We start from the raw sequence: 17,672 nt of genomic DNA on the forward strand, positions 1-17,672 counted from the left end.
AATCAATGACCCCTGCGTATTTGCGGAACAGCTTGATCAATTCTTCCAGCTTCTCGTCTCGATCTGCTGGGTTTCCATTTTCGATGGCCTCGGTGACACACCTTTTCAAATGCTGCTCGAGCACGATTTGTCCCACTTTGCCTAACGCGCCGGTGGCGGCGGACAATTGCATCAAAATATCGACACAGTACTGATCTTCTTCGATCATCCGCGACACCGCTTCGACTTGTCCTACGACCCGCCGAAGGCGATTGGCTAACTTCTTTTTTTCTTCGTCATCAAGCATGGCAAATCAGAGTCTTACGCACGAAGCGAAGCCGGGGACATTTCGTTTGGGTAAAAGCCCATTGTACTCAGCCAAACTCAATCCGGCAGTGGACATGATGGCAATCTACATCTCCATGCCGTGCATCCCCCGATTGTGCCCGGATTGGTAGGTCGATGGGTCACCAAAGCGTCGCACGATTTCCTCGAATATACTTCCTTTGGGGATCTCTTCGTCGGTCTCCATCACCTTGTGGTAGAGATCCTCCGGCAGCACTCGGAGTGCAGTCATTAGCCCCATGATCGACATTGGCCACATCGCCCGCATGCCTTGGACTTCGCGACGACTCCAGATCGTGTCCATCATTGCATCGGACATATTCATGCTTTTCATTTCTTGCGGATATCCCGGCGTATCAAACCCGGGATCCTCGCGAGTCGCATCCACACGGGGGCGGTTGGAATAGTTCGCCAAATAGCGGTCGACCGAAACGCCCTTGCGAATCCGGGGACCAACTTGCCGCGTCATGTGATTCATCATGTGGTGAACCATATGACAGTGGAACATCCAGTCGCCTGGGTTGTTGGCGATGAACTCGAAATTCGATGCTTGGGCGATCCCCACCAACTCGGTGTTGCGAGGGATCCAGGCCGATTTGGGAATCCGAGCCCCTTCGTGTCCCGTCACCCAAAACGTGTGCCCATGCAAATGAATCGGATGATGTTGCATCGGAGAAAAATCGAGCAAGCGAACCCGAACTCGTTCGCCATGTTTGACGACCAGCGGTGTGGTGTAGGGACCGCTACGGCCATTGATCGTATGCCAATTCCAATCCATCCGCCAACTGTCGGCAATGGTTTGCGTCGGCTCGATAAAGAAGTTCTGAAAGATCAAGCCAAAGTCGCGATCCACCGGCGGATCGAACACTTTGCGAGGATGCACGATGAACCAACCGACGCTTCCAAACGCTTCTTGCATGGGGACGTGGGCATGATAAAAGAACGTCCCCTCTTCGTGCACATCGAATTCGTAGACAAATGATTTGCCCGGTTCGATCGGATTCTGAGTCAACGTTTCGCTGCCATCGTACTGGACCGGCAACTCGAATCCGTGCCAGTGCGTTGTCGTGGCTTCGGGCAGTTCATTGGTTACCACGATCCGCACCCGATCGCCCTGGTTCACTTCGATCGTAGGGCCTGGCATGCTGCCGTTGTAGCCGTAGACATTCATCTTGTAGCCAGGCAGAAACTCTCGCTCGACCGCCATCGGCACCAAGTGAAATTCTTTTGCACCCCGCACCATTTTCCATGGCAGTTTATCAAGATCCGGTGCGACGAACGGAGCCGGACCCGCCGCGGCACTGCGAAAGCCTGGCATCAATTTGCCAAGGTAATAATCCGAATCGGGATCGTTGCCGCGACTGGGTTTGAAGCGAGAAAAGCCATCCATTTCCGCTTTGACATCCGAGTCCGCAGGGACTTGGGGATGAGGCTTTTCCGAGTGATTGGCGTGCCCAGCATGCCCGTCGGACATCGGCATCGGTTTTGTGTCCATCGGTGCTTGAGCGTTGGCAGCGCCCGCCAACAGTCCGCCGGCGGCTGCCAGCGATCCGACTTTCAAGAATTGGCGACGAGCTTCGTGGTTCGACATGGGTTAAATCTCTGGGTTGCAAAATAAAACTTCATCGATTCCCTTCGTCCACTTTCCTCACTCCTCACTCCTCACTCCTCACTCCTCATTTCCCCCTCACCCTACCGCGGCTTCGGAGTCGCATCGATATGGCCTGGAGGCGTTGGTCCTTGAGCTGCTTGCAAGCCGCCTTCGAGCATGAATCCACGAACGAGCACCTCGTTGCTACGAACCATCTCGAGCTGTTGGATCTGCGTCAATCGTGCATCGAACAAGTCATGTTGTGCGGACAAGACATCAGGCCAATCGACGCGGTTGTCCTTGTAACTTTCCAGCAGTTCTTCGTAAGCCATTTCCGCTTCGGGGATAATCACGCGATTGTATTCGGTGGCGATCTGAAGCGACGTCAGGTACTGTTGATAGGTGGTCGCTAAACGTTGCTGCAAATCAAGTTCGATGCGGCGGATTTCCTCTTGTTGACGTATCAGATCCGCCTGCGCCTGGCGAATCGTGCCTTGGTTGCGGTCAAACACTGGCAGTTCGATCGCGACCTCGGCAACCGCCACCGTTTCTTTGGCGTCGAAGTTGTAACCCGATCCACCGCGAGCCACGATATCGGGGACCCACTCGACGCGTTCACGTTGCAGCGTGACTCGGTCGCCCGCAAGTTTGGCCCGAGCCGCCATCAGTTCCGGGCTTTCGGCAAGCAAGGTTGACAACGCTTCTTGGTAGGAAAGGGGAGCGGTTTCGGGCATCAATGATCCCGACACCGACGCCACGGTAAAGTCGACACCGACGAGCGAAACCAGTCGCCGGAACTGTTCTCGATAATGATTTTCGGCGGTCAATACATCCAACCGAGCTCGCTGCAGTGTGATATTGGAACGCCGAACTTCGGGACGGGTAGCTTGGCCTTGGTTGTACAATTCACGTGCGGTCACCGCGCCGTCTTCGGCTGTCTTCAATAGCTCGCGACGCAGTTCCAACACCTGGCTGGCGGCGAGCGTTTGATAGAAAAGCCTTCGCACATCGTTGCAAACGCGAAACTGCTGAGCGATGGCGAGATGTTCGGTCACGTGCGCCCGTCGCATGTACTTTTCACGACTCAGACGCAGTTTGCCTGCCGTGACAAAACGCTGTTCCACGATCAACCCTTGGAACTCGCCAGGCGAATCTTTGTCACCGGGCACGTCCACTCCGATTTGCTCGCCGCTGTACATCAGCGTGGGGTTGGGATATAGGCCAGCTTGCAGTGCCTTGGCTGTTTCGCCTGAGATTTGCAGCCGAGCTTGGCGAATGGTTGGATTGTTCTGCGCAGCGATCGCTAAAAAATCACTCAACGTGTAACCGGCGGCTTGAACGTCTTGCGGTACTGCGTTGTCAACCACTGAGCCATCGACGACAACCGGAGGCGGCGTCATTGAATAGGCGTCATCGACAAGTTGTTCGTGAGGGAACAGCGGACCGGCTGCGTCCAGATCGCTCAATCCGTAGGGAGCCTCGGGGACCGGCGGCGGAGGGACAAACGTTTTTCCTGGATCCGGACGCTGGGCCGACGCCAGCGATGCGGATCCGGTCAGTGCGAGTGCCAATAACATGCGAGATTTCGAAAAACGTCGTTTCACTTTGCTCTGCTCCTTGATCCGCCCTGTATGGCATCATTGCCCGTAGAACGGTATCGGAGCGATACCCACCCTGGGTACATGTGGTCTTAACCATTCGAGTGCGTTCACGCAAGAAAATTCCGTTTGTGCGGATTAGGAAGCTTGAAAGCGGAACGCCCAAAACCAACTCCCGCGAACTTTGTGCCAACGCGGTCCGGTGTCATATTAGTTTCGCGGCACGCAGTCTCAGTGCGTTGGTGATCACCGACACGCTACTGAAACTCATTGCCGCAGCGGCGATCATCGGACTCAGCAAGATCCCAAAGAACGGGTACAGCAGGCCGGCGGCAACCGGGATTCCTAGGGCGTTGTAGATGAACGCAAAGAACAAGTTTTGGCGAATGTTGCTCATCGTTTTGCGGCTTAGATTGCTCGCCGCCGCGACGCCGCGAAGGTCACCACCGACCAAGGTGACGCCTGCGGATTCGATCGCGACGCCGGTGCCGGTTCCCATCGCGATGCCCACATTTGCTTCGGCCAGTGCCGGGGCATCATTGATCCCATCGCCTGCCATCGCCACGATTTTGCCTTCGCTTTTTAGCCGACGGACAAAGGCGTGTTTGTCTTCGGGAGAAACCCCTGCATGAAACTCGTCGATGCCCAGCTTGGTGGCGACCGCTTTCGCCGTAGGTTCTGCATCGCCTGTGAGCATCACGACCTTCAGTCCCAGCTCATGCAGCGTTTCTAGAGCCGCCGGCGTGCTCGGTTTGATCGGATCGGTGATCGCCATCAGCGCGGCCAACTGACCGTCGACGGCGACAAAGATCACCGTCGCTCCTTCGCTTTGATGCTTCGTCGCCTGCGCACGCCCCGCTTCGACGCCATCGACGTTTTGTTCGATCAGCAAATCAGCCTTTCCGATGATCACGTCGTGTCCATCGACTTGGGCTCGAACGCCACCGCCAGTGATGCTGCTGAACTCGGTCGCATCGTGTGCTGCTGTGTTGTCCTGTTTCGCACGTCGCACGATCGCTTGAGCGAGCGGATGTTCACTTTGTGTTTCCACGGCGGCGGCCAAGGCCAAAATCTCTAGCTCACCTGTTCCGCCAAACGTTTCGATTGCGGTCACTTCCGGTCGGCCTTGGGTTAACGTGCCCGTCTTGTCGACGACGATCGTGTCGACCTTTTCCATCACCTCCAGCACTTCTGCATTCTTGATCAGCACGCCCTCTTTGGCACCACGGCCGACCCCGACCATCACCGACATCGGCGTGGCCAATCCCAACGCGCAAGGGCAAGCAATGATCAACACGGCAACGGCGGCGACAAAGGCGTGCGCTAGTGCAGGTTCGGGGCCGAACACCGCCCAACCGACAAACGCCAAAATCGAACAAACGATTACCGCGGGCACAAAATAGCGAGCCACGACGTCGACCAGCTTTTGAATCGGGGCACGACTTCGCTGAGCATCGGCGACCATTTGCACGATCCGGCTCAGCACCGTATCGCCACCCACCCCGACCGCTTCCATCACGAGGGCACCGGTTTGGTTGAGCGTTCCCCCGGTGACCTCGTCCCCTTCGGATTTCTGCACGGGGATCGGTTCGCCTGTCAACATCGATTCGTCCACACTACTGCTGCCGCTGAGGACGCGGCCATCGACCGGGACTTTTTCGCCGGGTCGGATTCGCAAGCGATCTCCTTTGTGTACCGAATCGAGCGAGACTTCTTCTTCGCCGTCGTCAGTCAATCGGTGCGCCGTCTCGGGAGCCAACTGCATTAATTCACGGATCGCACCGCCGGTTTGCTGCCGTGCGCGAAGCTCCAGTACTTGACCAAGTAACACCAGCGTGATGATCACTGCAGCCGCCTCGAAGTACAGTGGCGGCACCCCGTTTTCGAAGAAGGCCTCGGGAATCACGCCAGGCAACAGGACGACCACGAGGCTGAACAGGTAAGCCGCCAGCGTTCCCACCGCGATCAGTGAAAACATGTTCAAATTCATGCTGCGAAATGACTTGACGCCGCGAACCAACAATGGCCAGCCGCACCAAAACACGACCGGTGTGGCCAGTGCCAATTGCAACCAGGCAAATACGGTTTGAGACATCCAATCGCTGATCCGCAGCCCGACCATCGGCCCCATCGCGATCACCAACAGCGGCACGGACAAGACAACGCCGACCCAGAAGCGAAGCTTCATATCGGCGTACTGTTGGTCATCGCCATGGTCGGCCATGTCGACAAACTTGGGCTCTAGGTCCATGCCGCAGATAGGGCAGTCGCCCGGCCCTACTTGCTCGATTTCCGGATGCATCGGGCAGGTGTAGACCGCCCCCGGATCAGTCGGCTTGTCGGCCGCAGGGCTCTTGGGGGACCCCGAACCATGGCAGCAGGATGATTCGCTTGCAGAGGCATGTTTCTTTGCAGCCTCTTTCTCGGCGCGCGTTGCCAACACCCCTGCCGGGTCCGCCTCGAATTTCTTTTGACAGCCTTGGCTGCAAAAGAAATACGGTTTTCCGTCGTACTCGCTGCGTAGCGAATCGCTCGGATTGACCGTCATTCCACAAACAGGATCCATGGCGGTGATTTGAGAGGTAGACATCGAGGCTCTTTCAGCATGTCAGTTCGGCAATACGTCGTATACCCTCTACCCGTATGCAAGTTGCATGCCGTAAGCGGCGGCGTTTTGGAGTGTCCAGCAAGGTTCACCCTCCCAACAGCGTCGGGAGGGCCGAAAATCGAGCCTATAGCGAGATTTTCGGGGAGGGCTGGTGACGCTGAACTTGCACGGTGTTATCTCGAACAGTGCGATGCCCATCGGTGAACTTGCTCCGCTCGTTCCGCCCTTCCCCAAGCAAGTTACTGGCGAGGTAAAGCAAGTTACATCGCGTACTGGTAACCAAACACCGCGTTGAAACCGGTGCCGTCGACGCCGCTGCCGAGCACTCGATAGTACTTGTCGGTGACGTTTTCCAGCGATAGCGAGACTTGGTGCTGGTTCCGCTCGCCGAACGATCGGCCTGTCCGCACATTCAGCGTGGCGTAACCCGGAGTCCCGCCTGGGATGAACCGCACATCACCAAGGTTCGCGTTGTTGTAACGATCGGCACGACGCACCATCCAGGTGTAGACATCGAAATAGGCTCGCGGTTCAGGAACAGTCAAACGCAGTCCCAAAATTCCCTGGGTCGGCGGGATCCGCGAAATTGGTTCATCCGTCGTGGTCAGTTGTCCGTAGGTGTAGGCAAAGTTTCCGTACAGTGACAAGTTGCGATACAGCATGTATTCGCCGCTCAGTTCGGTACCGTTTAGGTACGCGGTTTGGTTGGTCAGGAAGTCCGAGCCGCCGATCGCTTCGCGAGCCAGGATGCTGTCAAAATCGGTCCAAAATTCGATCAGCTGCAATCGCAATCGGTCGTCGTTGTATTTCAGCCCGACCTCGTATGTGTAACTATGCTCGGCTTGAACTGAAAGGTTGCCCACCAAAGGCACCGAGACATTGTTCTGTAGCGACGTTTTGTTTGCCGTCAAATCATCGATCGTCGGAGCACGGAAACCTTCGTACACGCCGCCGACCAATCGCACTTCTTCGGTCAACCGATACGATAACCCAACACTGGCGATCCAATCCTGATACGAGCGTTCAAAATAGGTGGGCCCGAGCGTGTCGAAGTTGGGCGTCCCCGAGACGTTGATGTTCTCGTAACGAACGCTCGTCGTTGCATCGAGTCGTTCGGTTAGCGGTACGTTCCATGACAAAAACGCACCCACACGATCTGCTTCGGAGTCATCAGGATACTGAGGATCGGTTACTGTTGGCGTTGCTCCAGGTGACGTGGGATTGTCGATGCGGACTCGTTCGGCGTTGATCGATTCGGCATAAAAATCGGTTCCGTACGTCAATTTGCCGAAATCGCCGATGCCTTTGACCGCGGAAAGTGACACGCCCCAACCGAGATCGTCGAACTCACCGATTTCTCGCCGTGTCGGTTCAGCCGTCGGGTCGTTACTCGCATAGCGATCGACCACGCTTGCTTCTTTGGTGCGAGAACCTGATAACGTCAACGAGTATGCATCGGCCAAAAACAAGTCGTCTGCGGCAAGCCCTTCGAGTCGTGCGTAGATCAAATCGCGTTGCTGTGGATCAAACACCGTGGGACGCTGCGTCGGCACGCTTCCATCGGATGCGGGGCCGAGCACAAACGGCAGGAAGCGATCGCTGCGTTTTAGATCTTGTTGCTCGAAATGTTGCAGCGCGACTGTCAACAATGAATCTTCGTTAAGCATTCGTTGCAGTTTGATGTCGCCCGCGTACTGGGTGTAGTCGGTCGCCGGTTGACGCCCAAAGTCGCCTCCGACATCGACATTGCCGACATCCAGGTATGAGATGCCTCCGGTGATTCCGGTCGCTCCATACCAGCCGCTGAAGCCAGTGCGGGTGTACGACGATGCTTCGGCGGTGCTGTAGATTTGACTGAACTGAGGGCTGAAGTAATCGCCACGTAGCGGGTCTGCGGATCGCGTGACGACATTGATCACGCCCCCGATCGCATCGCTGCCCCACATCGCCGATTCGGCGCCGCGAATGACTTCGATGCGTTCGATCGACCCTGGATCGATCGTGGCGGCATATTGGTTCGGTCCCGGTCGCAGGATGCTGGTATTCATGCGAATGCCGTCCACGAGGACCAGAATTTGTTGACCGGTCAAACCGCGAATGAACGGTGACAATTGCCCGTTACTGGTTTGTTGCAGCGTGACGCCGACTTCCTCATGCAACGCCCGGTACATTGTCGTCGCTTGTCGTCGATCGAGGGTAGCGCGATCGATGATGGTCGCCATTTGGGGCGTTTTGAAAATGTCCGACTCACCACGCACGATGCTGTTCAGTCCCGTTGGGTTGTTGACGCTACCGCCAAACATCTGATTGCTTAGCGAGGGAAACGATTCGTTAAAAAACGCTTCGTTCGTGGCGTCTGCTTGTGATGGCGTATTGTCTGAAGGGGGCGCCGGAGGCGTGCCGAAATCGTCCGCTGACGGCACAAACGCCTCGTTCGCGGATGCCTCGGTTTCTGGGACGCCTGGGGGGGGTGACGAAGGGCTATTGATGTCGGCTGGCGACTCGGGAGTCGCGGGAACGTCGGGCGGCCGAACTTCGATTTCCGGCAACGTGGCCTGCTCGTCCTGTTGCAACAGCGTTGCCAAGGTGATGGATGGATGCGTGGTCGCCTCGATCCCTTTGTCCTCACTAAATCCAATTGTGCCCATGCTGAACATGCCCAGCGGCGGCAGCATTGCGAGGGCGAGTCGTGAAATCCGTTTCACAGCAGCAGTATCCTTGGTTCACAAACGATGCATTGGCCGTGGCAACAAGGCTAGACGCTTGCAATCGCTTTGATTGAGCTATCCCGTTTCATCGGTGCATTCGCTTCGATTGCTCCATCACCTTTCTTTGGCACCGGCAAAGTCAACGTAGTGCGAATGACCGTCAGCGAATTTGTCGGAAATGACGGTGAAAACTTCGCCTGGGGCGATGGGTAATCCGTCGCTTTCAGCGTCGATTCGATCTCGGTAAAACCCCAAATGGCCTGGATTAACGCCAGTTTTGAGTATCGCCGCCGCGTAGTCCATCGTTTGGCACGCCCCGTGCTAAGGAGGGGGCTTCGCAGCCGGACGGTGATCCTGCCGGTGTTTTGCCCCGTTTTTTGAATCCTCTTTCGAGTGCCATCGCCGAATTATCCGTGACCGATTCTGAACCCTCCGATGCCGCTGCGCAAGTCCCGCCCGCGGCTGCGCAGGCCCCGCCCGCCGCCCCGTCCCATTGCCCATCCTTGGAATCGTTTCCGAAGATCATTCCATCATCCGAACTACTACAAGGGAGTCGCGAGGTTTGGATCGAACATGGCAGCGAAATGTACAGGCTTCGCTTGACCGCCTCGGGGAAGTTATACTTAACGAAGTGAAAGACATTAGCCTATTTGTACGATCGACGGGATTCTCCCTTGTCCTGCACGCCACCGCGGTGGCGGCGATTTGTGCTGTTCCGATGACAGTTATCGATCGTTTCTCGCTGCAGGGTGATTCGCACGTGGTCACCGTTCAGCTGAGTATGATGATGCCGTCGGCGTCGCCCGTTTCGTTTGAACCTGTGCCGCTCGAACCTGTGCCGCTTGAACCGGAACGGGAAACTCTTGTTGCCGAACCTGTGGTCGAGGACAGGCTGGCGGACGACGTCTCACGCGATCGGCAATCTACAATCGCTAAAACGGTCGTTCCGACGCCGTTGCGAGTGCCCGACGTGCCCACCGATGCTTCCGTTTCGCGGGTACGCCGATCGCAACCCGAACGCGAGCTGCCGAGCGTGACGGATGTCGCCGCGAAGCGTCCTCGTCAACCACCGACGGCGGCATTCACCCCCAGCGTTTCGATGAATCCAATGGAACAAATGGCGGGGATCTCCGATCGGACTCCCGCCGATTTTTCGGCCAACGCGCCACCGCAATATCCTGCTGACGCGGTCGCTCGTCGATTGGAAGGTACGGTCAAGTTAAAGCTGATGATCGACGAAACGGGGCGAGTCGAGCGGGTCGAAATTGTGGATTCCAGCGGGCATGGATCATTGGACCGCGCGGCGGTCGAAGCGGTCCAGGCGTGGCAGGGCCAGCCTGCGAAACGGTACGGGCATCCGGTTGCGTCCGAGGAAGTGTTGCCGATCCGCTTCCGTTTGTAGCGACAGGTGATCCGGCAGTGAGCGAGCTTTCACACAAGTTGCTCTAAGTCCAACTCGCCAGAGTTCGATGTATTGGCCTTTAGCACCGTTCTCGCCTGCTCAAGCGCTGTTTCGGAAAGAGTGGCGGTGTTGGCGGCCACGCAATCGTTGGGGATCCAGAGTCGATAGTCACGCATGTAGGCGTCGTTAGCCGTGAACAAGATGCAAATGTTGGTGGCGACTCCGGTAATCACCAACGTGTTGACCCCTAAGTTCTTTAGCAAGATATCCAGCGTCGTGCCGTAGAATGCCGAATGCATTGGCTTTAGCACAAAGTAGTCATCCGATTCAGGCACCAATCATTCGACGATCGCTTTACCGCGGACATTGTCCTGTAAACAATGATCCACTTGGCTACGGAAATCAGACTGCCGTCCTGCGATTGATTGCCATGCTGCCGGTACGGATTCGCCACTGTTCAACCTGCTGGAATTGCGAATCGGCTCGCTCGATTAACCGTCCGTAGTCGAGGCTAAGCAATTCCGGATCGCTTAATGTTTGCAGCATCCGCCACAGTGCACGTTTGCCAAGGATGCCCAGCGAGAGGAATTCGAGGGCTTGAAAGTTTCCGAAATCGCCTGCCATCGCTCGGCCAAACTTTGGCACTGTCATCTTGGCACCGGCCCATGTGACCGCTTGCTTGACCACCCCAGGCATGGCGTCGTATTGCTTGATCAGTTCCTCGAGTTCCGCCTTGTCTTGCTCGATTTCGCTCAACAGAGTGATGGCAAAATCGCCCAGCGGTTCTCCACGGTTCTCGTCGATCAGTCGATCGATCACATCGGTCGCTGCAATCGCTCCGGCATGATGATCATTTAGGTAAGTCGTTAACCATTCACGGTTCATGACACGCTTCCTCGATCTCTGTTTCCATCAAACGGTACGCACTCGCCGCATCGACGATTGTGAGCATTCAATGCATTTTGCAAAACAATGAGATGGCAATTGGCGTACCCATCGCGAATGTGTTGTCCACATTTTTATTAAACTTCTTTGGCACATCGTATGCAGAATTAAAAGTAGCCTAGGCTTCCAGCCTGGGTTCGAGCCTGGGCCTGGCTTCCAGCCTGGGTTCGATGGGGGCTCCAGGGCTGGAAGCCTACGCTATGTTTTGGAACGTCATCGCTTTGAGGATTGAGATACCCATTGCGAAATTAAAGGTGCGAAATCAAAGGTGGTGCGAAATCAAAGGTAACGAGGCTTGGTCGATCCACTGCCGCAGCGGTTATTGTGCGTCCAGTTTCGAGCGAGAGAAAGGTACTCGGATGAGCGATTTTACGGTGCATCAAAGTCCGTCATCGAATGAAAGCGACTCGGCTTCGTCATCGCCGGTGTCGCGGGACTCGCGTAACCCAAGTCAGTCCGACCAGAAGCAATCCGATGGCGGGCAATCGAGTGAGGGCGAGGTTCACGATCTACAGGGTGTGCTGGACCGTGTTGCATCGGCGGCCGAGGACGAATCCAAAGTCTCGATAGGCGACGTGATGGACCGCCTGGGTAAGCACTCTTTCGCACCTATATTGTTGTTACCCGGTTTGATCATGGTCGCCCCCGTGATTGGCGACATCCCTGGCGTCCCCGTGATGATGGGTTTGATCGTGATCTTGGGCAGTGTTCAAGTTGTGATGAAACGCGATCATTTTTGGATCCCAGGTTGGTTAGAGGATCGCAAGGTGAATCGTAGCAAAGTCACCAAGACGATCGGTTGGTTGCGAAAGCCCGCTCGGTTTTTAGATCGGTGGTCCAAAGAACGCTACACGTATCTCGTTGACCATGCAGGCATCTATGTGATTGCGGCCGTCTGTATTGTGATTGCTGCAGCGACACCGGTAATGGAAGTGGTGCCGATGAGTGCCAATGTGGCGGGTGCCGCGATCACCGCATTTGGGCTGGCGATCCTCGCACGTGATGGTCTGATCGCGATGCTTGCAATCGCCTTCTCGCTAGCGACTGCCGGACTGTTGGTCTATCAATGGATCTAGTTTTCAAAATAGTACAATAAAATCCCCCGACGTCTCCGACGTCGGAATGTACTCCTCCGACGTCGGAGACGTCGGGCGACTTTGGGCATGGAAAATGCATCCGTTGAATCGCCATGAGTGACATCGGCTTCAAAATGATCTTCGACGGTTGGGCGCCTGTGATTCGGACGCTCGTTCTGGGAACGCTATCCTACTTCGCCCTTGTCTTCTTGCTTCGCATCAGTGGCAAACGCACGCTCTCGAAAATGAATGCGTTTGATTTGGTCGTGACGGTCGCATTTGGATCGACCCTCGCTTCGATTTTGACCTCGAGCCAAGTTTCGCTCGTTCAAGGGGGGCTTGCACTGGGACTGCTCGTGCTGCTGCAGTTAATCAACACGTTTCTGGCGGTTCGCTATCCCAAGTATCAAGCGTTGATCAAAGCTCAGCCCACATTGATCTTTTTCCAAGGGCAATTTCTGACCGATGCGATGCAGAAACAACGTGTTTCGCAAGAGGAAGTGCTTGCGGCGATGCGTCAACACGGAGCCGCTGAACCTAGCGAAGTCGACGCTGTCGTGATTGAAACCGAAGGCTCGTTGTCGGTGCTGACGAAGAATGCGTCGTCGCTTGACGCATTGGACCGCGTCGGCGTTTCGACAAGCGGTTCGTTAGGCAAGCGAAAGGATGCGGCGGAGGCGTCCTCTCACTAAGTACGCAAATTTCCACTGCATCCTTTTCCATTGGATCTCACACGGAGCCTCACCGATGCAACGCCGACAACTCGAGTTCTTGTCAAATTTTCATGTCGTCGCAGGGAATGAGCGTTCTCAGGCGGCGGTGATGGTGCTTGCTAAAGGCGATACCACAGGCGGACCCGACAATCGACATGAAAACAGCGATCAATGGCTGTATGTGGTTTCTGGTGAAGGAGAGGCCGTGGTTCAAGACAAACGCTATTCGCTGAAATCAGGGACACTGTTGTTGATCGAGCAGAATGAAACCCACGAGATTATTAATCTTGGCGACAGTCCGCTAAAGACCGTCAATTTTTATGTTCCCCCGGCCTATCACGGCCGAGAAGGATCGCCGCCATCGCACGACTGAGTGTGATGGGATGTCAACGATCATGTTGCCGGTTTGTCTCTATCTCATCCGCCGAGTCGATACCCTGGCATGGTATTTGCCAGTTTGCTTGTTTTATCGGGCATCCTGTTCGTTTTGCGTGGTCTGGCGTATTGGATGCAATCTTCCAAGCTCCAAACCCCAACCGATAGACCAGTCTGTACGATGAGCGACCAACCCAAGCATGGCATGATGGGATCCCGCGGCGTCTCGCGTCCGATGGCCGAAATGGCAATGAAAAAGGGGCAGCACGACCAGCGGGATCGCGAACCGAATCACCGAGTGGACCACAGCGGTGGGCATAGCGGTGGGCACGAGATGAGTCGTGATGATCGGCTGGCGATGCTGAAGATGCACCACAAGCAAACGCTGTGGATCTATTGGACGCTGCCGATGTTGGGGATCTGGTTAATCTTGGCACCCTTTAATTTCGGATACCTGAACGAATCGCTGTGGGTGGACCCCAGTGGTGGACGGGGACCCTGGTTTGCCGAGGAATCGACGGTCGAGCTTCGCCAATTGCGTGCTTGGTTGATGACTGTCAGCGACATGATCTCGGGGTTGTTGTTAGTAATTTTGGGATGGCGTTCGCTTACCCCCAATCGTCCCTACAGTCTGTGGGCATGTTGTTTTGTCGGGATCTGGTTGACGTTTGCTCCGATTCTGTTTTGGGCACCCACAGCCGCCTCGTATGTCAACGATTCGTTGGTCGGCATCTTAGTGATGGCATTAACGATCCTGATTCCCGGGATGCCCAATATGATCATGTACATGCAGCATGGTCCGCCGACCCCGCCCGGTTGGAGTTACAACCCATCGAGTTGGCCGCAGCGTTGGGTGATGATCGCGACCGGTTTTGTCGGCTTTGTCGTCTCGCGTTATCTGGCGATGTTTCAGCTCGGGTACATCGATTTTGTTTGGGATCCGTTCTTTGGATTTGAAAGTGGAAGCAAGAAGGTGCTCAATTCAAAGATGTCGCACATGTGGCCGATCTCTGATGGTGGACTTGGTGTTGCGTCGTATACCTTTGAATTCATGATGGGGTACATGGGAAGCCCCTCGCGTTGGCGAACGATGCCGTGGATGGTCGCGTTCTTTGGCATCTTGGTCATCCCGCTGGGACTGACGCACATCGTTCTGGTGATTTCCCAACCCGTGCTGGTGCATCATTGGTGCGCGATGTGTTTGTTGGCGGCGCTGGTGATGTTGCCGATGATTCCGTTAGAGGTGGATGAAGTGGTCGCGATGTTTCAACATGTTCGCCAAGCTAAACAGCGTGGCGATCGCGGTGGATCGCTGTGGGCGATTTTTTGGAAAGGCGGCAAAGCGGACGGGTGTACCGCGGACAAGCGATCCCCTGAGCTGCTCGATATGCCCGAGAAACCGTGGCAGCTACTGAAAGCTTCGATTTGGGGAATGAGTTTTCCTTGGACCTTGGTGGTTTGTACTGCATTGGGCGTCGGGATCATGCTCGCGCCCACGTGGTTCGGAATCGATATCAAAACGACCGCGGCCGATATTGGGCATCTCGGTGGCGCCTTGATCGTGACCGTTTCCGTGATCGCCATGGGAGAAGTGATTCGCATCGGACGTTATGGAAACGTGTTGTTGGCACTCGCCGTCATCGTCGGCCCCTGGTTGGTCGACTCGGCGACCACGGGGTTTGCAATCACAAGCAGCGTGCTCGGGATCCTCGTGCTGATCCTGACGATTCCGCGAGGCAAGATTACCGAATCGTATGGATCCTGGGACCGCTTCGTTCGTTAATGATCAATCGAACATGGCCGGTCGATCGACATTGATCGTGCTTTGACAAACACAGCCACGTGAACGGGGCACATGGCGGTTGTTGATTGAACCACGACCCCGTTATGGAGAGTAACGATGAGTAACCAACGTTTTTCCAGTTGTATCGAGGCCTGTCTCGATTGTGCGCAAGCCTGTGAGCATTGTGCCGAGGCATGCCTGGGCGAAAAGGATGTCAAGAAGATGGCCGATTGCATTCGCACCGACCGCGATTGTGCGACGCTTTGCTGGTCCACCGCAGCGCTGATCAGTCGCGATTCGCAATTCAGTGCAAAAGCCTGTGAGTTGCTGGCCGAAGTTTGCGAGGCGTGCGCCAAAGAATGCGGCCAGCACGACATGGATCATTGCCAAGAATGCGCGACCGCATGTAAAAAATGTGCAGCAGAGTGCCGCGAGATGGCTGGCGTCCGGACGTAGCACCGTAACGTTGCGAGTTCGCCGAGATGGGAACAACGGTGTGTTCCGGATCGCTATTGCAATCGAAAAGACGGGGTGCCGCATTCACAACGATGATCCTCCAGTCGGATGAACCGACCGGGGATCTCGTCGCGATCGGAGGACTCGTTTTTTGTGTCCCTCGCTTTTTTAGCCTTTCTTCAAACGTAGCGACTCGCTAACGTTTGCCAGTTCGTGAACTCAATTCGAACGATAATCCTTCGGGGCCCGTTGCGGGAATCGTTGCATAGATCGGTGATTTCTCGGGATGGCTGTAAATCTCTGGCAATTGGTTGATCAAGTTTGCATCGGCCGCCGACGTGCCCGGGGGCACTGGCGAGCCATCGGGCATCGCATACTTGCGGAACAGCACCATGTAGTTGCCTGGAACGACCCCCATCACCTCGGGAGCCGATTGCAAGGTGAACGTGCCATCGGAGGCACTTGTTGCATAGCCGCCGCGTCCCTTGATCCCGGCCTGAGGAATCAACGTCAACGACACACCCTCGATCGGTTTGTTGTCCAACATCACGGTTCCGGATGCTGCAACGACGTCATACGTTGTGCTGCTGCCACAGCCGATGCTGGCAAGGATCAAAACGGCAACGCTGCAAGTGAGTGGATTGAATATCTGCATTTTCTAATGTCCTCGAGGACTGTATGGGAGGAATAAAACGAACACGCCAAGGAAGGACACGGCTCTGATGCGAGCCGTGTTAATCGTAATCAGTAGCCGCATGTTGCCGTGATGCCGATCGTCATATGACATCGACTTCGGAAGCGGTTGTGGTGCAGTAGGCTTGTTGGCTACCGCAACACTATTGGCTCCGGTGGCACTGTTAGATTGCGTCGCAATGCAAATCACAGCGATGAGCCGAAATTCGCTTCACGCGGTCACCGAGATCATTGGTGGCCGCGTGATTCGATGCAACCAACGCATTTTTTTTTAGAACTCTTCGATGACTTCCCCATCCCCGATGTAGGCCAAGTGCTGCAGGATGGAAATTTCTGTCGATTCGCTGATGAACCGAACCGATCCGTCTGCCAACGTGAATTGAGCACCGCCTGGATGCACGCTGCCGGCGGTGGACCAAGCACTCAAACGACTTGCTTGACGCGTTCGTTGAAAAGGCACGGAATCCCAAGCACAACACAGCAAATTATTGATTCCCAAGCTATAAGCCAAATCGACACCGTTGCCGACCCACTTGGTGTATCCCCAGGTCTGCGGCACACCATCGTGCACACCGCGAAGCGTTTCGCAGACCGCAACCGTGTTGCTGGTACCATCAAGAATGTCTCTCATGCGAGACGAATCGTCCATGCCAAACATGCGACGAGTCAATAGATCGTCTTGGCTCCACTTCGCCGCGGTCGATGATGTTCGGCGAATGCTGAACTCGTAGTTCGTGTACGCCCCTTCGAGCGACGTGGTTCCCGGCGAAATCGAATAGGAAGTGCTGGACGTCGTGGCGTAATGCGTCGGGTTCGGATCCGAAGGACACAAGAAAGACTGCACCGCGGTGCTGATCACCACGTCATTGGCATTGCCTGGTTCGCCTGGTTTGGGGCCCGACAATGTACTTTGACCTGAGTCACGAACGTAAGCGCCGGTGGACGCTGAGGTGTCCATTTCTTCGTAAAGGTTTTGCTGTTCGATGTACGGCAACACGCCCATCCAACCACGGTGATTTCGGATCTTGGTTTGTCCAGGAATCGCGGTGCCCGAGGTAATCGAACCCGCCTGGGCGGCGGAATAAGGAAACTTGTTAAATGCGCTGTGGTAGTTATGTAAACCAAGCCCAATTTGTTTCATGTTGTTTGAACATGACATTCGTCGTGCCGCTTCGCGTGCTGCTTGAACCGCAGGTAAAAGCAAGCCGACCAAAACGCCAATAATGGCGATAACGACTAAAAGTTCAACGAGCGTAAAAGCTTGGCGACGTTGCGGAAACTGCATTACAAAGACCCTTCAAATAAGAAAATGGACCCAAGCCGAACAGGAGTATTCGGCTGACACTGATACCGCCTGTAGCAGGTTGGGTTCGCAAACCCCGCGCCAATGCGAGCGGTGC

At 55.5% G+C, this 17,672-nt stretch carries 17 protein-coding genes; 8 read left to right on the top strand and 9 right to left on the bottom strand.

The genetic code is table 11. The features are described from left to right. The 5 genes from ABX962_RS10220 to ABX962_RS10240 form a co-directional block, all read right to left on the bottom strand. A partial coding sequence (locus tag ABX962_RS10220) for a metal-sensitive transcriptional regulator (RefSeq protein WP_345684746.1) occupies positions 1-286 on the bottom strand: 286 nt, incomplete at its 3' end. 105 nt (positions 287-391) lie between these two features. Next, on the bottom strand, positions 392-1,915 hold the full coding sequence (locus tag ABX962_RS10225) for a copper oxidase (protein WP_372719033.1): 1,524 nt from the start codon (positions 1,913-1,915) through the stop codon (positions 392-394). A 101-nt stretch (positions 1,916-2,016) separates the two neighbouring features. Then, positions 2,017-3,519 (bottom strand): TolC family protein, encoded by a 1,503-nt coding sequence (locus ABX962_RS10230; RefSeq protein ID WP_372719035.1) that lies wholly within the window; start codon positions 3,517-3,519, stop codon positions 2,017-2,019. Between the two features lie 199 nt (positions 3,520-3,718). Continuing rightward, complete coding sequence (locus ABX962_RS10235; RefSeq protein WP_372719037.1) at positions 3,719-6,103, bottom strand: heavy metal translocating P-type ATPase; 2,385 nt, start codon at positions 6,101-6,103, stop codon at positions 3,719-3,721. A gap of 278 nt (positions 6,104-6,381) precedes the next feature. Continuing rightward, entirely contained in the window at positions 6,382-8,826 is a 2,445-nt protein-coding gene (locus ABX962_RS10240) for a TonB-dependent receptor plug domain-containing protein (RefSeq protein WP_372719039.1), read from the bottom strand. Between the two features lie 69 nt (positions 8,827-8,895). On the opposite strand from ABX962_RS10240, the gene ABX962_RS10245 reads away from it, so the two are divergent. From ABX962_RS10245 to ABX962_RS10255, 3 genes are all read left to right on the top strand, one after another. Next, positions 8,896-9,042 (top strand): hypothetical protein, encoded by a 147-nt coding sequence (locus ABX962_RS10245; RefSeq protein WP_372719041.1) that lies wholly within the window; start codon positions 8,896-8,898, stop codon positions 9,040-9,042. Positions 9,043-9,242: 200 nt separating this feature from the next. Beyond that, complete coding sequence (locus ABX962_RS10250) at positions 9,243-9,464, top strand: hemin uptake protein HemP (RefSeq protein WP_372719043.1); 222 nt, start codon at positions 9,243-9,245, stop codon at positions 9,462-9,464. Beyond that, positions 9,461-10,231, top strand: coding sequence for a TonB family protein (locus ABX962_RS10255; RefSeq protein WP_372719045.1), 771 nt, complete (start codon positions 9,461-9,463; stop codon positions 10,229-10,231). The genes ABX962_RS10250 and ABX962_RS10255 overlap by 4 nt, the downstream gene beginning before the upstream one ends. A 29-nt stretch (positions 10,232-10,260) precedes the next feature. On the opposite strand, the gene ABX962_RS10260 is transcribed toward ABX962_RS10255, so the two are convergent. Both ABX962_RS10260 and ABX962_RS10265 read right to left on the bottom strand, forming a co-directional pair. Continuing rightward, complete coding sequence (locus ABX962_RS10260; RefSeq protein ID WP_372719047.1) at positions 10,261-10,566, bottom strand: cysteine hydrolase family protein; 306 nt, start codon at positions 10,564-10,566, stop codon at positions 10,261-10,263. 67 nt (positions 10,567-10,633) lie between these two features. Further along, complete coding sequence (locus ABX962_RS10265; RefSeq protein ID WP_372719049.1) at positions 10,634-11,116, bottom strand: hypothetical protein; 483 nt, start codon at positions 11,114-11,116, stop codon at positions 10,634-10,636. 419 nt (positions 11,117-11,535) lie between these two features. Between ABX962_RS10265 and ABX962_RS10270 the strand changes: the two genes are divergently transcribed. From ABX962_RS10270 to ABX962_RS10290, 5 genes are all read left to right on the top strand, one after another. After that, complete coding sequence (locus ABX962_RS10270; protein WP_372719050.1) at positions 11,536-12,252, top strand: exopolysaccharide biosynthesis protein; 717 nt, start codon at positions 11,536-11,538, stop codon at positions 12,250-12,252. A 113-nt stretch (positions 12,253-12,365) separates the two neighbouring features. Beyond that, positions 12,366-12,944 carry a DUF421 domain-containing protein gene (locus tag ABX962_RS10275; protein WP_372719052.1) on the top strand — a complete coding sequence of 193 codons (579 nt, stop codon included), beginning with the start codon at positions 12,366-12,368 and terminating at the stop codon, positions 12,942-12,944. A 55-nt stretch (positions 12,945-12,999) separates the two neighbouring features. Beyond that, positions 13,000-13,338, top strand: a complete 339-nt coding sequence (locus ABX962_RS10280; RefSeq protein ID WP_372719054.1) for a cupin domain-containing protein — start codon at positions 13,000-13,002, stop codon at positions 13,336-13,338. A gap of 183 nt (positions 13,339-13,521) precedes the next feature. Continuing rightward, positions 13,522-15,123, top strand: a complete 1,602-nt coding sequence (locus ABX962_RS10285; protein WP_372719056.1) for a vitamin K epoxide reductase family protein — start codon at positions 13,522-13,524, stop codon at positions 15,121-15,123. A gap of 117 nt (positions 15,124-15,240) precedes the next feature. Beyond that, positions 15,241-15,579: a four-helix bundle copper-binding protein gene (locus ABX962_RS10290; RefSeq protein ID WP_372719058.1), complete on the top strand. Its 339-nt coding sequence runs from the start codon at positions 15,241-15,243 to the stop codon at positions 15,577-15,579. A gap of 196 nt (positions 15,580-15,775) precedes the next feature. Here the strand turns inward: ABX962_RS10290 and ABX962_RS10295 are convergent, their stop codons facing one another. Both ABX962_RS10295 and ABX962_RS10300 read right to left on the bottom strand, forming a co-directional pair. Beyond that, on the bottom strand, positions 15,776-16,234 hold the full coding sequence (locus tag ABX962_RS10295; RefSeq protein ID WP_372719060.1) for a hypothetical protein: 459 nt from the start codon (positions 16,232-16,234) through the stop codon (positions 15,776-15,778). A 309-nt stretch (positions 16,235-16,543) separates the two neighbouring features. Beyond that, positions 16,544-17,557, bottom strand: a complete 1,014-nt coding sequence (locus ABX962_RS10300; protein WP_372719062.1) for a DUF1559 domain-containing protein — start codon at positions 17,555-17,557, stop codon at positions 16,544-16,546. Positions 17,558-17,672 lie beyond the last annotated feature (115 nt).

The sequence above is a fragment of the Novipirellula sp. genome, from assembly GCF_041583735.1.
In the GTDB taxonomy this organism is placed as follows: Bacteria; Planctomycetota; Planctomycetia; order Pirellulales; family Pirellulaceae; genus Novipirellula.